This window comes from Cyanobacterium aponinum PCC 10605, assembly GCF_000317675.1.
Lineage (GTDB): Bacteria > Cyanobacteriota > Cyanobacteriia > Cyanobacteriales > Cyanobacteriaceae > PCC-10605.
On the sequence record NC_019776.1, the window covers coordinates 1,334,291 to 1,350,089 of the forward strand.

Sequence of the window (15,799 nt, forward strand, 5' to 3'; positions counted from 1 at the left end):
GTGATAAACATGATACAACTACGCTATTATACACCCCGATAAAAAAGTAGGGTGAGTAACACCCACCCCATCAATTAAGATTTAATTAATAAGTCATCAGGCAAACGCTTTAAACTCAATCTCTCGTCTTCTACATCCACAAAAATGGTGTCTCCGTCTTTAAATTCACCTTTTAATATAGATTTTGCGATCGCAGTTTCCAAGTATTTTTGTACTGCACGTTTGAGAGGTCTAGCACCATAAACAGGATCATAGCCAATTTCTGCAAGGAAGTCTAAAGCAGATTCAGATAAAGAGAGAGATAATTTTTGTTCTGCTAAACGAGTTTCTAAACGGGCAACTTGCAATTTAACGATATGACGTAGCTGGGATTTTTCCAAACTATGGAAGATGATAATTTCATCAATACGGTTAAGGAATTCTGGACGGAAATTCGCTCTCATCGCATCCATTACTCGGCTACGCATCTGTTCATATTTACTATCATCCCCTGACACATCAAGGATAAATTGCGATCCAATATTGGAGGTCATGATAATAATGGTATTAGAAAAGTCCACAGTGCGTCCCTGAGAATCCGTCAATCTGCCATCATCAAGAATCTGCAACATGACGTTAAACACATCAGGATGGGCTTTTTCAATTTCATCAAATAATACCACCGAGTAAGGGCGACGGCGAATGGCTTCGGTTAATTGCCCTCCTTCTTCATAACCTACATACCCCGGAGGCGCTCCCATTAAACGGGAAACAGTGTGTTTCTCCATATATTCAGACATATCAATACGCACGATCGCCTCTTCAGTGTCAAAGAGAATACCAGCTAAAGCCTTCGCTAATTCCGTTTTACCGACACCCGTAGGACCTAAAAAGATAAAACTAGCGGTAGGGCGATTAGGATCGCTTAAACCAGCACGAGAGCGTTGTATAGCCTCAGAAACAGCGATAACTGCTTCATCTTGCCCAATTACTCGCTCATGAAGTTGAGATTCAAGGTGCAATAATTTTTCTTTTTCTGATTCAACTAATTTACTAATGGGAATACCAGTCCATTTTGAGATAATTTCCGCAATGTCTGATTCTTCCACTTCTTCCCGCAAGAGGGATTTACCTGTAGTTTGTTTTTCTGCTAGGGCAGTTTCTTTATCTTTGATTTGCTGTTGTAAATCGTTTAATTTGCCGTAACGCAACTCGGCGGCTTTATTATAATCATAATCTCTTTCCGCCTGTTGAATTTCCACATTAACTCTTTCTATCGATTCCCGTAAATTGCGAATTTCATCGATAATATCCTTTTCAGACTGCCATTGAGCATTAAAAGCTGATTGTTGCTCTTTCAAATTTCCTAATTCTTGCTCTAGCTTTGCTAATCTCTCTTTTGATGCAGGATCATCTTCTTTTTTCAATGATAATCTTTCCATCTCTAATTGGAGGATTTTGCGATCGACTTCGTCCAATTCTTCGGGTTTAGAAGTTATTTCCATTTTCAACTTTGCCGCCGATTCATCCACTAAATCAATGGCTTTATCTGGCAAAAAGCGATCTGTAATATAGCGATTCGACAACATTGCCGCCGCTACGAGGGCATTGTCAGCAATTTTAACCCCATGATGTACTTCATAACGTTCTTTTAATCCCCTTAAAATAGAGATAGTATCAATGACATTAGGTTCGCCTACATATACCGATTGAAAACGTCTTTCTAGTGCTGCATCTTTCTCAATATATTTACGGTATTCATCGAGAGTTGTCGCCCCGATACAACGTAATTCTCCCCTTGCTAACATCGGTTTTAAGAGGTTTCCTGCATCCATTGCCCCTTGAGTCGCTCCTGCACCGACAACGGTATGTATCTCATCGATAAAAAGGATGATATTACCCTCGGATTCGGTAACTTCTTTCAAGACGGCTTTGAGTCTTTCTTCAAATTCTCCTCGATATTTCGCCCCTGCAATCAATGCACCCATGTCTAAGGCAATAAGAGTGCGATCGAGCAATGATTCGGGTACATCTCGGTTTATAATACGTTGGGCTAATCCTTCTACAATCGCAGTTTTTCCTACCCCCGGCTCACCAATTAACACAGGGTTATTTTTCGTGCGACGGGACAGAATTTGAATAGTACGACGGACTTCATCATCTCTACCGATAACGGGATCTAACTTCCCTTGTCTTGCCAATTCTGTTAAATCTCGACCATATTTAGTCAAAGATTCGTATTTTCCTTCAGGATTTTGATCGGTCACTTTCTGGCTTCCTCTAATTTCTTTAATGATAGTTTTTAGTTGATTTTCATCGAGATTAAATTCTCTTAATAAATTTTTCCCAAAACGTTCGTCTTGGGCATAACCTAAGATAATATGTTCAATGGAAATGAAATCATCTTCAAATTCTTTGCGGTATTTTTCTGCCCTATCTAAAAGAGTATCAAGGCTTTTTCCTAAATATACCGAGTCAGAAACGTTTTTAACCTTCGGTTGACGATTGATAAATTCATCGGTGCGATCGCGCAAACGAGTTAAACTAATATCAGCTTTATTAAAGATACTTGTAGCTAATCCCTGTTGTTCTAAAAGAGATTTTAACAGATGCTCTGACTCAATTTGCTGGTGTTGACTTTGTTTGGCAATGTCGGGAGTTTTGACTATTGCCTCCCATGCTTTTTCTGTAAATTGTTGTGGATTTGTTGGTTGCATTTTTTTTATTTCCTAATAAGAATAATGATAAAAATAGCTTGTTTATTTAACCTGAGTTCGGGATAAGCTGAAAGCATTATTTTCTCCTAGTCAGAAAACCTTATAGCTTCTTAGAAACAACGATAAAATTGCCTTAATCCGAACTGACTTAAACAAGGGGCTTAAGCCCCTTGCTAAAAACCCCTACCACCTGCAACCTGCAACCTGCAACCTGACACCTAACCTTGTTGGATATTCTTAAACCGAACTGAGGTTTATTTAATAAGTAAAATTACAACAATTATATTATTCAGTTATCTAAACATGATTATAAAACAATATAAATATTATCTTAGTTGGGAATACTCTACTAATTTAGTGGGGATTAAATCACCTATTGAGTTAGGGATTTTTGAAGAAATAGACATCATAAGAAATAAAGCATAAGCGGAAAATTAATCTATAATGACGTAACAGCTATCAATAAGAAAAAACCATGATTGCTCAACTAGAAAAAACTTGTTACTCGGTAGAAGAATATTTTGAGTTAGAAGAAACCGCCGAATATAAAAGCGAATACCATGATGGAGAAATTATCCCCATGACAGGAGGCACAACTAATCACAACAAAATAGCAGGTAATTTTTATTTTTATTTTAAATCTGCTTTCAGAAGACAAAATTACGATATTTATATCAATGATGTGCGTCTTTCTATTCCTCTCCAGAGACGTTATACTTACCCTGATATTATGATTATTCAAGATCAACCAATCTATGAAGGGGATAAACAAACAACCATCACAAATCCCCTCATAATTATTGAAGTTTTATCAAATTCAACGGAAAATTATGATAAGGGAGAGAAATTTAAAAGCTATCGTTCTATTAAATCTTTTCAAGAATATATATTAATAGATCAGTATAGTTTTTCTGTGGAACAATTTATCAAAGAATCTGAAGGAGAATGGAAATTTAAGGAGTATTTAGGAGAAAATCAGGTGTTAAAATTAGGTAAAATTGATTTTGAACTATCTTTTTCTGATATTTATGAAGGGGTTAATTTTGTTGAAAGTATTTAAAATTGTCGATAGCAACTGATGGAAATTATCTATCAAATTTTGTTAAAACTTTCTCAATTTCAAGTAAGAGTAGTTGGAGATCATCATGGTAGTTTATTTATGGCATTGATAGAGATTTATATCCCTATAAATCTTACTTTAATATCTTCTAAAGATAAGATAGAAATTCCTGCTATTATTACATTTTTAATGTTAATTTCTGCAATCTTTTTTATTCTTTTTTCTATTGTAGTTTCTAGCCCACAGTTTTGGATTGCTTTATTACAAAATTCAAGCAAGAATTGGTTTAAAATTATTCTGATACAGCTATGGTTTGTGTGCTTATTATTTATATGGATTACTGCTTTAAAATACACAATCCAAAGATTTTTGTTAAATTCTAATTAGTATTTTGCTTTTAGTTAAATAATTGATTTTTTATTATAAAGACTCATAGTTTTTTCAACACCATCTGTTAAACTAGATGCGATCGCATCATATACTAACAACATTAAACTATTCATTTCCTTTCTTTCTTCGGCGGAAAACTTGCCTAAAACATGACCAATAGTAGCGTCTTTATGACCAGATTTTCCAATACCAATGCGAAAACGAGGAAAATCCTGACCTCCTACATGAGAAATAATCGATTTCATCCCATTATGCCCTCCTGCAGAACCAGATAAACGCAATCTAATTCTACCAAACTCCAAATCCATATCATCATAAACCACTAAAATGGATTCTCTAGTCAGCTTATACCAGTCTAAAACCGCCCTCACCGACTGCCCCGATTTATTCATATAAGTTAAAGGTTTAACTAGCTTAATTTTCTGCCGATTGGGAGTAACAACTTCACAAAATAAAGCATTAAATTTCGTATTTTTTTGCAAACTTCCCCCCCATTTATCCGCTAAAAAATCCACTACTTCAAAGCCGATATTATGCCTAGTTTGTTCGTATTTTTTTTCAGGATTTCCTAAACCAATAATAACTTCGGGAATAACCAATTTTTTTTCATTCATGGTCTAAAATTTTAAACTATAATCTATGAATTATATGAATAATTTTCGTAAGCTAATCTACTGATTTTTTATCTTAAATCATTAATTATTTTATGGCTTTTCTACAGTAGTCATGATCAAATTTTAGAAAAGTTTATAAAATATGAGATAAAATATGACAAAAACAAATTTTTTATTAATTAACAGTTTTTATTTCACCTGACACCTTTTCCTAAGCAATAATTTACATACTTAAAGTAAGAGAACCTATTTTATTTCCCTATTTAATCATCAATCCAACTCGATCTCCAAGCGGATTCTGCTAAGGCAATTTGATACTGTTGATATTTATTTTGGTACTCATCATCAAGGTTATTTAAACTTTGAAAAATTCTACTAATTTTTTGCCGATTCTGATTTAATAAAGGATCATTAAATTCAATTTCATTAATTCTTAAACATAATGCCACAACAGGGGTAATATTCACATCCTCTGATTTATCATCTTTTTCAATCAAAAGACTTAACAGATTTGGCGCACCACTAATTAAAGATGTATTTTCTTCCGCTTGTAGGGCAACTTCTAAAATTTTAGCAGGAATGTTTTTAGGCAAGATTCCAATTTCCTGTAAATACTTATTTACCTGATGAGATAATTTTATCAAACACTCTTCGATCGCATCATCTACTTCCACCTGTAACTGAATAAGATTTTCAGGACAAATTTCTAATAAATTATCATCTTTTAAGAGACTATCATTTTGATGATTACCTTCTAAAATATTATCTTTATCAAAAGTTTCTGTTTCATTTTCTTTTGATTCAGTTAATAAAGTAACATCATTTTGATAAGGAACAGATGCTAAGATACGACTCTTTAAATTGTGTAAAAAAATATTATCTATTATTTCTATCTCAGAAATTTTCCCATATAAATCTTTAGGAAAAAATGAATGTAAATCTTTAATATGTTTCTGTAAATTAACTTTATCCTGATAACTTAAAGCTAAAAAAGCGGAGGGATATTTTTGAGTGCAAACTTGATAAGTGGCTAAAATTAACTGACGTTTAACAACTGCAATTAACTGAGGAAAATAATCTTGATATAAACTTTGTAATTCTGTCGCTAAATCCTTGATTTTAACATTTAAAATGCCCAAATCATTTCTTAATTGTTTAATTGATCTAGTCATTATTTCATTTGCAATCTATTTCAATCAGAAATTAGGAATTAAGAGAAGGCAATTCGGAATTAATAATTAGTAATTAACAACCAGAAACGAAGAATGAAGAGTTAGCTTACCCCTCTCCACTCTCCACTCATCTCTCCTTCTCCCTAATCAAATTACTTATTACTCATTACTTATTAATCATTACTTCATACCAGCTTGAGCGGCAACTTCCTCAGCAAAATTAGTTTCTTCTTTCTCAATGCCCTCACCTAAGATAAAGCGTTGGAAACGACGCACTTGGATATTTTCACCGATTTTCGCAATTTGCTGGGTGATTAATTCCTCTACGGTAATACCTTGGTCTCTGATGTAAGGCTGAGAAAGCAAACACATTTCACCTAAACGCTTATTAATTCTACCGTCAACAATTTTTTCACGGATATTTTCAGGCTTACTTGCTAAGTCTTCTCTACCCATTTCAATTTCTTTTTCCTTAGCAACTACATCTTCAGGAATGTCACTAATTTTAATATATTCAACATTAGGACAAGCCGCAATTTGCATCGCAATGTTTTTCGCTAAGGCTTGGAAATCTTCACGACGGGCAACGAAGTCGGTTTCGCAGTTAACTTCTACTAAAACTCCGATTCTACCACCAGTGTGAATGTAGCTTTCTACAATACCCTCAGCGGCAACTCTACCAGATTTTTTCTCCGCAGAAGTAATACCTTTTTGGCGTAACCATTCCATGGCTTTAGCCATATCACCATCATTTTCTGCAAGGGCTTTTTTACAATCCATCATCCCTGCATTAGTCTTATCTCTTAATTCTTTTACCAGTTTTGCGCTTATTTCTGCCATAGTACTTTTTTGTATAAAAATTTAATAACTGACCATCAATAATAATGACATGATTTGCCCCAGATGAAAATTAGGAAAATCATTACTAGATGACTAGGTGGGCATTGCCCACCATTATTGGGGAAGATTGATAACTTTTAAGAAAAAATAGTTGAGGATAATTTAGAAGTGTACTCAGATTATAATATTATAACTACTCTTCTTCGCCTTCAGAGTCGCTATCGTCTTCATAATCTTCATCGTCATAATCTTCGTCATCATCATAGTCGTATTCAGCTTCCGCAGATACAGATTCCATAAACTCATCTAATTTACCTTCTGCGGCGGCTTTACCATAACGCCCTTCATAAATCGCATCGGCTAATTTCCCGATAATTAATTTGATGGAGCGAATAGCGTCATCGTTAGCAGGAATAGGGTAATCTACCAATTCAGGATTACAGTTAGTATCTAACATGGAGATAACGCTTAAACCTAATTTTTCGCATTCTTTAACGGCATTATGCTCTCTACGAATGTCGATAATTACTACAATGTCTGGCACTCGACGCATATCTTTAATCCCGCCGAGGTATCTTTGTAACTTGGTTAATTCACGACGAAGAACAGAGGCTTCTTTTTTAGGGCGTAAATTAATTGCACCGCTTTCTTCTAATTCTTCTAATTCTTTTAAACGTCCAACACGGGATTTAATGGTTTCCCAGTTAGTTAGCATACCACCTAACCAACGCTGATTGATATAAAAAGCTCCACAACGGGCGGCTTCTTGAGCGATGATTCCTGCGGCTTGACGTTTTGTACCTACGAATAAAACTTTTTTACCGTTTTCGGCGGCTTTTTTGAGATAAGCGTAAGCCTCTTCTAATAATTGCGCGGTTTGCACTAAATCAATAATATGTACCCCATTTCTAGCAGTGTAGATGTAGGGTGACATTTTTGGATTCCAACGGCGGGTTTGATGCCCAAAGTGGACACCTGAGTCTAAAAGCTCTTTTAAGCTGACTACAGACATTATTTTCTCCTTTTTTCGGGTTAATCCTCCATCTAAGGTTGTTTAATTTCTTTGGCTAGAAACACCCGATGCCTTAGATGTGCGAATTTTGACAACTTTTCTAGTATATCATTGTCTTTTTTTTTTTCCAGATTTACCCCTTGTTTTATTTTCTTGATGGAAGTTAAGATCTTTTTAGGGTCATCTCATTTAACAGTTAGTTATAGGGAAAATTGGCGATGTAATCACCAATAAGATTAAGCGTAATATCAAAAATGCGATCGGCGTAGCCGCACCTTCGGTGACTGCATGGCTGTATTTTATATGAAAGCAAAGCACTACCTTACAATGACAACATCCGTAACACTGTTAATATTAGATAAATGTAGTTATTCTGTCTATAAAAAAATACCAAAAACAAAAATATTGACTTGCATAATTATCGTTTTTTAACTGGATGTACTAATTAAGAAACCTAATTTTTTTTAAGATTAAGAACATATAATGAAAGATAATCGAAAGCAAATACACATAGGAGACGCTGTCAAAGTTAAAGGAAAACTTTATTTAGTCTGGGATATAAAAGGAAATCATATTTTTGGTCGTCAATTTACATTTACAAAAACAGGACGTTTTCAATATTATCAAGACCGTATTTTTTCCGTTAATATTTGCCAATTAGCCAATCAAAAAGAAAAGCAAATTATCAATGAACAAAGGAAACAGGCAAGTATTCAACAAAAATCCTATTCTCCCATTGGCGATAACTATACCCGTCATTTAATTCGTTGAAAAAATATGGATAACTTTAGCTATGAGAATAACAAGAAATAGTACTGTTAATAAATTCTCTACTTTTGTCTTTTTTCCTGATGAGAATAATCAATTTTTTTGCTGGCAAACAGATTTATTATTAAAGCGAAATATAGAAAAAATTGTTGCTGAGAAGAAAAAGCAATCTTGTGAGAAGATAGCCCGTTCTTTTTTATCTTCTATTTTAAATAAGCATGATAAAATCAAACAAAATCACCTTTCTGCTTACCTACAAGAAACTTGTTTATGGAGTGCGAGAATAATTTATGAGCGTCTATACTTAACATTAAAATTACTCACTTTAGAAGAATGTTTTTCATCGGGGAATCTAGCATTAATTCAACCAGAAAAATTACTAAAAAATTATCAAGTTAAATATGGGACGAAAATCACAACTTATGCTCAAACAAGATTAAACACTATTATTAAAGATACTGTTTATCGTAATCGCCAATGGAAATTATTAAGTGACTGGGGTTTATTGACAAAAATAGGAATCAAACGAGCAGAAAGTATATTAACAATTCAAGGAGGTTTAAAAGATAACAAATTGCAAGAATGTCTTTTAGCTTGGCAATGCTATCTTGATAATTATCAAACTTGTGGCATAAGAAAAAATAAAGTATTATCAGAGCCAAATTCGACACATTTACAGTTAATGGTTCAACAATACAATTTACAAATTAAACAACTTAATCAAACACAAATTACTCCCGATGAATTAAAACAAAAACTCAAATTTTGTATTGAAATGGCAAGATTAGCCACAAATCCAATTACTGTTATGTATGAAGAAAATGACCACTCTCTAATAGAAGCAAATTCTGATAATTATATTGATGATTTAGCAATAGAAAAGGAAAGTCAGGAAATTAAAAATATAATCATTAATAGTTTTCAAAACCAAGAAAGTATTAATCAAGCAATTTTATATTTCATTTTTAGTTTAAATCTAACTCAAGGAGAAATTATTACAATAATCAATCAAAGTTATCCTGATTTTATTAAACAACAATATCAGTTATCTCGCAAAATTAACAGTATAAAAAAATCAATTATTGATGAAATTATAAAAATAAAAAATCTTCCTAAAAATCAAACGTCAGCGAAGGAAATCAAACCTCTTATCTCTCTTTTAGATGCTTGTATTCAAGAGTATATAGAAGATGATATTTTTACATTAATTGATCAATGTTATAAAAATCTTAATTCGGAACAGCAAAAATATTTAGAACAACAATACTTTAAGGAAACAAAAAATAGCAATAAAAATAAAAATTCCTTTAATCATAATAATGAAATTATCATCGATAATGTTAGAAAAAAACTGGCAAATAAGTTAAATATTTTTATTCCTAAAATATCTATGATTGATAATAACATCAATATGCAAATTCAAAAATTTTGTGAAAATTATTTTAATAGAATTAACTAATTATGAATATCATAAACTTTATTTCCGACTGCTACGCCAATGAATTAAAAATTGCCTTAGATGAAAATATTAAACGTCAAACATGGCAGGAGGTTAAAAATTTAAGTACCGAAATTAATCGTCATTGTGGTTATATTAATCTTCTTTCTCGTAAATATTTTATTCAATGGCTAAATTTAGTTTGTAATATTAATATTACAGACACAAACAACATAATTGACTATATCACTATTTGGGAGTTTATTAATGGTAATGCGATCAATGTGAATAATAATCGCTTAGTTTTAATACCAACGGAAACCCAAGATAGAGTTAGTATTTCTATTCCTAAAGAATGGTTAAAAATTCCTGAATGGGTTGGTAGTTATTATGTGATAGTGGGAGTTAACTTAGAGGAAAATTATTTAGATTTTTGGGGTTATATTAACTACGATAATTTGCAAGAAAATGGGGAAACAGATAATTTAAACCATACAGTTAATTTACCCTATGAATGTTTGGAAACTGACTTAAATTTAATGGCTCTGGAGTATGAATATAGTTGGGAAAATATCCCTCAAGTTTCTCCATTAAAATGTTTATCACCTCAAATACAAAAAAATTTAATTACAGAGTTGGAAAATAGTTTCTTTCCACGTCTTAGTCTTGATTTTAGTGATTGGTTGAGTTTAGTTAGTATTGCTGATGCCCGTTATAAATTATATTCCCATCGTCAAAGTATAAGTTTAGGCGATTTATTGAAAAACAAAACAGAGAATATTTTGAGAAAAGGATGGCAAAGTTTACAAGATTTTATCAAAGATAATTTTGAGACTGATTTCGATTTAAAGATGTCTCCTGCTTTTCGCTCTATTTCACCCCAAGAGGGTTTAAATGTCTTAGTCAAAAATGATAATTATGGACAAATATTAGAAATTTTAAACACTATTCCTAATTGGCAAATAAGGGAAAATTTACAACAGGAATTTATTAGGGTTTTAGTTGACCTAATTAATAATACTAATGACGAAGAAATTCTTTGGAGTAGTGTTTTCGCTTTAGAGTCTTTACAAGCAAATCATTCTTTATGTTCTAAAGGATATGGAAAATTAATCAATTTCAATGAAGAAAATAAAAATTATGGTTTATTAATTAATATTTTACCCAGAAATTTTGGGCAAATTAGTATTTTTGTGAGAGTTTCCGTTTTAAGTAATGAGGATAATTTACCAGAAAGTTTATCTTTGAAAATATTAGATGAAAATGAAGATCTTTTTCAAGCAATTATTAGTGAAAAGGGCGATAATACTATTCAGTATAAATTTTGGGCAGATGAAGGAGAAACTTTTAAGATTCAAGTCAGTTGTAATAATAATTATATAGAAGATACATTCAAGGTATAAGTGTCATTAAAAATACGTTCGGAAACCCGTACAAAACAACCTATTGCTATCTCTAATGAATTTCGGTTAAATTAGCACTCGTAAGGTGAGAGCGCTAAAAACTAAGCTCTGACCCTCAAAATAACTAATCTTTGAGAAATTGGAGTAAACAATCTATGGCAGCTATTTCCATCAATGTATCCACTGTTAAGCCTTTGGGCGATCGCGTCTTTGTCAAAGTAAGTGAAGCAGAAGAAAAAACTGCTGGTGGTATCTACTTACCCGACAACGCCAAAGAAAAACCCCAAGTAGGTGAAGTTGTTACCGTTGGGGAAGGTAAAGTAAATGATAAAGGTGAACGTACCCCTGTGGAAGTTAAAGTAGGCGATAAAGTACTTTACTCCAAATACGCTGGTACTGACATCAAACTCGGTGGCGATGACTATGTTTTACTCTCCGAAAAAGACATTCTCGCTGTAGTTTCCTAGTTTTATCGTAAATGAGGTTAAGGTACGAATCTCAGAATCAATCAAGTACCAACATTATTTATTTTCAAATATTACACAAAAATTAGTTAGAAACGAAACAGAATCAATTATGGCAAAATCTATCATTTACAACGAAGAAGCCCGTCGCGCTCTCGAAAAAGGCATTGACTTATTAGCTGAAGCTGTAGCTGTAACTCTTGGTCCTAAAGGACGTAACGTTGTTTTAGAGAAAAAATTTGGAGCACCTCAAATCGTTAACGACGGTGTAACCATTGCTAAAGAAATCGAATTAGAAGATCACATCGAAAATACTGGTGTTTCTTTAATTCGTCAAGCCGCTTCTAAAACCAACGATGTAGCTGGTGACGGTACTACCACTGCAACCGTATTAGCTCATGCTATTGTTAAAGAAGGTTTACGTAACGTTGCCGCCGGTGCTAACCCCATCGCTTTAAAACGTGGTATCGACAAAGCTACTGAACATTTAGTGGCTAAAATTGCTGAACACGCCCGTAAAGTAGAAGATAGCAAAGCTATTGCCCAAGTAGGTGCAATCTCTGCGGGTAACGATACCGAAGTCGGTGAAATGATTGCTCAAGCAATGGACAAAGTTGGACAAGAAGGAGTTATCTCCCTCGAAGAAGGTAAGTCCATGGAAACTGAACTCGAAATCACCGAGGGTATGCGTTTTGACAAAGGTTACATCTCTCCTTACTTCGTAACCGATACCGAGCGCATGGAGTGTGTTTTAGATGATCCTTACATCTTAGTAACCGACAAAAAAATCACCTTAGTTCAAGATTTAGTACCCGTTTTAGAACAAGTTGCTCGTCAAGGCAAACCTTTAATGATTATTGCTGAAGACATCGAAAAAGAAGCGCTTGCAACCTTAGTTGTTAACCGTCTTCGTGGTGTCTTAAACGTAGCGGCAGTAAAAGCTCCCGGATTTGGCGATCGCCGTAAGCAAATGTTAGAAGATATTGCCATCTTAACTGGTGGACAATTAATCAGCGAAGATGCAGGATTAAAAATTGATACTACCACCATTGATCAATTAGGTAAAGCTCGTCGTATCAGCATCACCAAAGACAACACCACCATCGTTGCCGAAGGAAACGAAAAAGAAGTAAAAGCTCGTTGTGAGCAAATCCGTCGTCAAATTGAAGAATCTGACTCTTCCTACGACAAAGAAAAATTACAAGAGCGTCTCGCTAAATTAAGCGGTGGTGTAGCAGTAATCAAAGTTGGTGCGGCTACCGAAACCGAAATGAAAGATCGTAAATTACGTTTAGAAGATGCTATCAATGCGACTAAAGCCGCAGTGGAAGAAGGTATCGTCCCCGGTGGTGGTACAACCTTAGCACACTTAGCTCCTACTCTCGAAGAATGGGCAAATGCTAATTTAACCGCAGAACAATTAACTGGTGCTTTAATCGTAGCTCGTGCTTTAACCGCTCCTTTAAAAAGAATTGCGGAAAACGCAGGTCAAAATGGTGCTGTTGTAGCTGAAAGAGTTAAAGAAAAAGACTTTAACACTGGTTATGATGCCGCTAACAATGAGTATGTGGATATGTTCTCTGCTGGTATTGTTGACCCTGCTAAAGTAACTCGCTCTGCTATTCAAAACGCAGCTTCGATCGCTGGTATGGTATTAACTACCGAGTGTATCGTAGTTGACAAACCTGAAAAAGACAAACCTGCGGCTCCTGCTGGTGCTGGTGACTTTGACTACTAAAATCTAACTTAATTAAATAAGTCTGAGGTGGGCATTGCCCACTTTTTTTATGCTTAAAATGAAGTTAGATCATGATTAATTACTACCAGAGAGATGAGCTTAATTATTTATTTTTTGAGGCACGGAGAAACAACTGCCAGTACGACAGGGGGTTATTGTGGTGTTTTGGATTTAGATTTAACTCCAGAAGGCTATCTTATGGCGGAAGACTTTGCTAAAGCCTATAAAAGCATTCCTTGGCAGGGTATTTTTTCTAGTCCCCTCACAAGGACGATCGCAACTGCTACTCCTTTAGCTAAAACTATCGGTATGGGAATTCAACAACGGGATGGATTGAGGGAAATTGCTTACGGTAATTGGGAGGGAAAAACCCCAGATGAGGTTAATCAACTCTATCACGACGAATATGTGCGTTGGTTAGCAGATCCGGGTTGGAATGCACCGACAGGGGGTGAAAAAGGAATTGATATTGCTCGTCGTAGCAATGAAGTGTTAGAAGAAATTGAACGTAATTACCCTACTGGTAATGTGTTAATTGTTTCTCATAAAGCTACTATTAGGATTATGTTATGCTCTCTTTTAGGAATTGATATTGGACGTTATCGCGATCGCATCTCGATGCCTGTGGCTTCTGTGACAACGGTGACTTTAACGGATCGAGGTCCTCGTTTAGATACTTTGTGCGATCGCACCCATTTACGTCCAGAATTACACGCTAGAAAAGGAACTTAATCAGAGTTGAGAGTTTGAGCTTAGTTGAGAGTTTGAGCTTAGGAGATTTAAGAAGATAGGTTTTTGACTATAGTACAGTTTATTAAACGAATGGAGTGAAGTGAACTGAATATCAAAAACTAAATCTAGCATTACAATAAAAGAAAAATAACTTTTATCATAGGTCGATTATGGCTTATAAACCTTTAACTTTATCAACTCCTAAACCCGTTTTGTCATGGGCTGGTCATGATTTAGCCAGTCAAGAAATGCAAATGGCGAAAAATGTGGCTTCTTTACCTTTTGTTTTCAAGCACGTTGCATTAATGCCTGATGTACATTTAGGAAAAGGGGCTTTAGTGGGTTCGGTTATTGCCACGAAAGATGCGATTATACCTGCGGCGGTGGGAGTTGATATTGGTTGTGGAATGTGTGCGATTAAAACACCTTTTCAGGCAAATCAATTGGAAGGAAAATTAAAAAAAATTCGTCAGGAAATAGAGGCAATTATCCCTGTAGGTTTTAATGAAAATAAGGAAGTAGAAACAAAAGTAACTAATTGGCAAGGATGGAGAAATTTTAGTGATTTACATTCAGGGGTGCAAAGATTAGAAACTAAAGCCCTTAAACAAATGGGGTCTTTAGGAGGAGGAAATCACTTTATTGAATTATGCTTAGATACCGATGAGCAAGTATGGTTAATGTTACATTCTGGTTCTCGTCATATTGGCAATAAACTGGCAGAATGTCATATTCATACAGGGAAAGAGTTGGCTAAATTAGCAGGTTTAAAACTTCCTGATCCTGATTTAGCTTATTTTGTGGCGAATACTCCCGAATTTGATGCTTACTGGAGAGATTTACAATGGGCTCAAAACTATGCCCGTTTTAATCGGGATGTGATGATGAGTCGCTTTAAAGGTATTGTTGAAAAATACTTAGCAGGAGGTAAACCTTGTAAACCTTTACTAAAGGTTAATTGTCATCACAACTATGCAGAAAAAGAAATTCATTTTGGTGAAGATGTTTATGTTACCCGCAAAGGTGCTGTAAGGGCAACTCAAGAGGATTATGGTATCATACCTGGTTCAATGGGAGCAAAGTCCTTTATTGTCAAAGGTAAGAGTAATCATGACAGTTTTTGTAGTTGTAGTCATGGGGCAGGAAGAAAAATGTCTCGGGCGAAAGCAAAAAAAGAATTTGATGTTGCCGATTTAATTCAACAAACTGAAGGTATTGAGTGCCGTAAGGATAGTGGGGTTATTGATGAAATTCCTAGTGCCTACAAACCCATTGAAGAAGTAATGAATCAGCAAACCGATTTAGTGGAAATCGTGGCTACCTTAAAGCAAGTTATTTGTGTTAAAGGATAAACAGAGTTCAGGGTTCGGGGTTCGGGGTTCGGGGTTCGGGGCTTAGGGTTTTGGGGTGGTGTGGGTTGAATATATTTAACGTCAGTTGCCCTTCTCCCCTTAAAAGGGGAGACACAGAGG

At 34.6% G+C, this 15,799-nt stretch carries 14 protein-coding genes; 9 read left to right on the forward strand and 5 right to left on the reverse strand.

Features of this window, described 5'->3' with window-relative positions; genetic code table 11:
* Positions 1-74: 74 nt before the first annotated feature.
* Entirely contained in the window at positions 75-2,696 is a 2,622-nt protein-coding gene (clpB, locus tag CYAN10605_RS05535) for an ATP-dependent chaperone ClpB (protein ID WP_015218954.1), read from the reverse strand.
* Between the two features lie 475 nt (positions 2,697-3,171).
* Here clpB and CYAN10605_RS05540 point away from each other — a divergent pair, with 475 nt between their 5' ends.
* Together CYAN10605_RS05540 and CYAN10605_RS05545 are read left to right on the forward strand one after the other, a co-directional pair.
* On the forward strand, positions 3,172-3,756 hold the full coding sequence (locus CYAN10605_RS05540; protein WP_015218955.1) for a Uma2 family endonuclease: 585 nt from the start codon (positions 3,172-3,174) through the stop codon (positions 3,754-3,756).
* A gap of 18 nt (positions 3,757-3,774) precedes the next feature.
* Complete coding sequence (locus CYAN10605_RS05545) at positions 3,775-4,143, forward strand: hypothetical protein (RefSeq protein ID WP_015218956.1); 369 nt, start codon at positions 3,775-3,777, stop codon at positions 4,141-4,143.
* A gap of 14 nt (positions 4,144-4,157) precedes the next feature.
* Here CYAN10605_RS05545 and pth read toward each other — a convergent pair whose 3' ends face one another.
* From pth to rpsB, 4 genes are all read right to left on the reverse strand, one after another.
* Positions 4,158-4,760, reverse strand: a complete 603-nt coding sequence (gene pth, locus CYAN10605_RS05550; protein WP_015218957.1) for an aminoacyl-tRNA hydrolase — start codon at positions 4,758-4,760, stop codon at positions 4,158-4,160.
* A 263-nt stretch (positions 4,761-5,023) separates the two neighbouring features.
* The gene (locus CYAN10605_RS05555) at positions 5,024-5,932 is read right to left on the reverse strand and encodes a hypothetical protein (protein WP_015218958.1); all 909 of its coding nucleotides are present in this window, start codon (positions 5,930-5,932) and stop codon (positions 5,024-5,026) included.
* Between the two features lie 180 nt (positions 5,933-6,112).
* Positions 6,113-6,772 (reverse strand): translation elongation factor Ts, encoded by a 660-nt coding sequence (gene tsf, locus CYAN10605_RS05560; protein ID WP_015218959.1) that lies wholly within the window; start codon positions 6,770-6,772, stop codon positions 6,113-6,115.
* Positions 6,773-6,965: 193 nt separating this feature from the next.
* The gene (gene rpsB, locus CYAN10605_RS05565) at positions 6,966-7,784 is read right to left on the reverse strand and encodes a 30S ribosomal protein S2 (protein ID WP_015218960.1); all 819 of its coding nucleotides are present in this window, start codon (positions 7,782-7,784) and stop codon (positions 6,966-6,968) included.
* A 483-nt stretch (positions 7,785-8,267) separates the two neighbouring features.
* Between rpsB and CYAN10605_RS05570 the strand changes: the two genes are divergently transcribed.
* From CYAN10605_RS05570 to CYAN10605_RS05600, 7 genes are all read left to right on the forward strand, one after another.
* Positions 8,268-8,555: a hypothetical protein gene (locus CYAN10605_RS05570; RefSeq protein WP_015218961.1), complete on the forward strand. Its 288-nt coding sequence runs from the start codon at positions 8,268-8,270 to the stop codon at positions 8,553-8,555.
* 22 nt (positions 8,556-8,577) lie between these two features.
* On the forward strand, positions 8,578-10,011 hold the full coding sequence (locus tag CYAN10605_RS05575) for a hypothetical protein (protein ID WP_015218962.1): 1,434 nt from the start codon (positions 8,578-8,580) through the stop codon (positions 10,009-10,011).
* A 2-nt stretch (positions 10,012-10,013) separates the two neighbouring features.
* Positions 10,014-11,393, forward strand: coding sequence for a DUF1822 family protein (locus CYAN10605_RS05580; RefSeq protein WP_015218963.1), 1,380 nt, complete (start codon positions 10,014-10,016; stop codon positions 11,391-11,393).
* A 155-nt stretch (positions 11,394-11,548) separates the two neighbouring features.
* Complete coding sequence (gene groES, locus CYAN10605_RS05585) at positions 11,549-11,860, forward strand: co-chaperone GroES (RefSeq protein ID WP_015218964.1); 312 nt, start codon at positions 11,549-11,551, stop codon at positions 11,858-11,860.
* Positions 11,861-11,969: 109 nt separating this feature from the next.
* On the forward strand, positions 11,970-13,595 hold the full coding sequence (gene groL / locus CYAN10605_RS05590; RefSeq protein ID WP_015218965.1) for a chaperonin GroEL: 1,626 nt from the start codon (positions 11,970-11,972) through the stop codon (positions 13,593-13,595).
* A gap of 93 nt (positions 13,596-13,688) precedes the next feature.
* Positions 13,689-14,327 (forward strand): histidine phosphatase family protein, encoded by a 639-nt coding sequence (locus tag CYAN10605_RS05595; protein ID WP_015218966.1) that lies wholly within the window; start codon positions 13,689-13,691, stop codon positions 14,325-14,327.
* A 170-nt stretch (positions 14,328-14,497) separates the two neighbouring features.
* Positions 14,498-15,679 carry an RtcB family protein gene (locus CYAN10605_RS05600; protein WP_015218967.1) on the forward strand — a complete coding sequence of 394 codons (1,182 nt, stop codon included), beginning with the start codon at positions 14,498-14,500 and terminating at the stop codon, positions 15,677-15,679.
* Positions 15,680-15,799 lie beyond the last annotated feature (120 nt).

Bases quoted from the DNA above. Each gene is read 5' to 3' on its own strand.
- pth (WP_015218957.1), bottom strand. From the start codon at position 4,760: ATGAATGAAAAAAAATTGGTTATTCCCGAAGTTATTATTGGTTTAGGA.
- groL (WP_015218965.1), top strand. From the start codon at position 11,970: ATGGCAAAATCTATCATTTACAACGAAGAAGCCCGTCGCGCTCTCGAA.
- tsf (WP_015218959.1), bottom strand. From the start codon at position 6,772: ATGGCAGAAATAAGCGCAAAACTGGTAAAAGAATTAAGAGATAAGACT.
- CYAN10605_RS05575 (WP_015218962.1), top strand. From the start codon at position 8,578: ATGAGAATAACAAGAAATAGTACTGTTAATAAATTCTCTACTTTTGTC.
- groES (WP_015218964.1), top strand. From the start codon at position 11,549: ATGGCAGCTATTTCCATCAATGTATCCACTGTTAAGCCTTTGGGCGAT.
- CYAN10605_RS05545 (WP_015218956.1), top strand. From the start codon at position 3,775: ATGGAAATTATCTATCAAATTTTGTTAAAACTTTCTCAATTTCAAGTA.
- clpB (WP_015218954.1), bottom strand. From the start codon at position 2,696: ATGCAACCAACAAATCCACAACAATTTACAGAAAAAGCATGGGAGGCA.
- rpsB (WP_015218960.1), bottom strand. From the start codon at position 7,784: ATGTCTGTAGTCAGCTTAAAAGAGCTTTTAGACTCAGGTGTCCACTTT.
- CYAN10605_RS05570 (WP_015218961.1), top strand. From the start codon at position 8,268: ATGAAAGATAATCGAAAGCAAATACACATAGGAGACGCTGTCAAAGTT.
- CYAN10605_RS05580 (WP_015218963.1), top strand. From the start codon at position 10,014: ATGAATATCATAAACTTTATTTCCGACTGCTACGCCAATGAATTAAAA.
- CYAN10605_RS05595 (WP_015218966.1), top strand. From the start codon at position 13,689: ATGAGCTTAATTATTTATTTTTTGAGGCACGGAGAAACAACTGCCAGT.
- CYAN10605_RS05600 (WP_015218967.1), top strand. From the start codon at position 14,498: ATGGCTTATAAACCTTTAACTTTATCAACTCCTAAACCCGTTTTGTCA.
- CYAN10605_RS05540 (WP_015218955.1), top strand. From the start codon at position 3,172: ATGATTGCTCAACTAGAAAAAACTTGTTACTCGGTAGAAGAATATTTT.
- CYAN10605_RS05555 (WP_015218958.1), bottom strand. From the start codon at position 5,932: ATGACTAGATCAATTAAACAATTAAGAAATGATTTGGGCATTTTAAAT.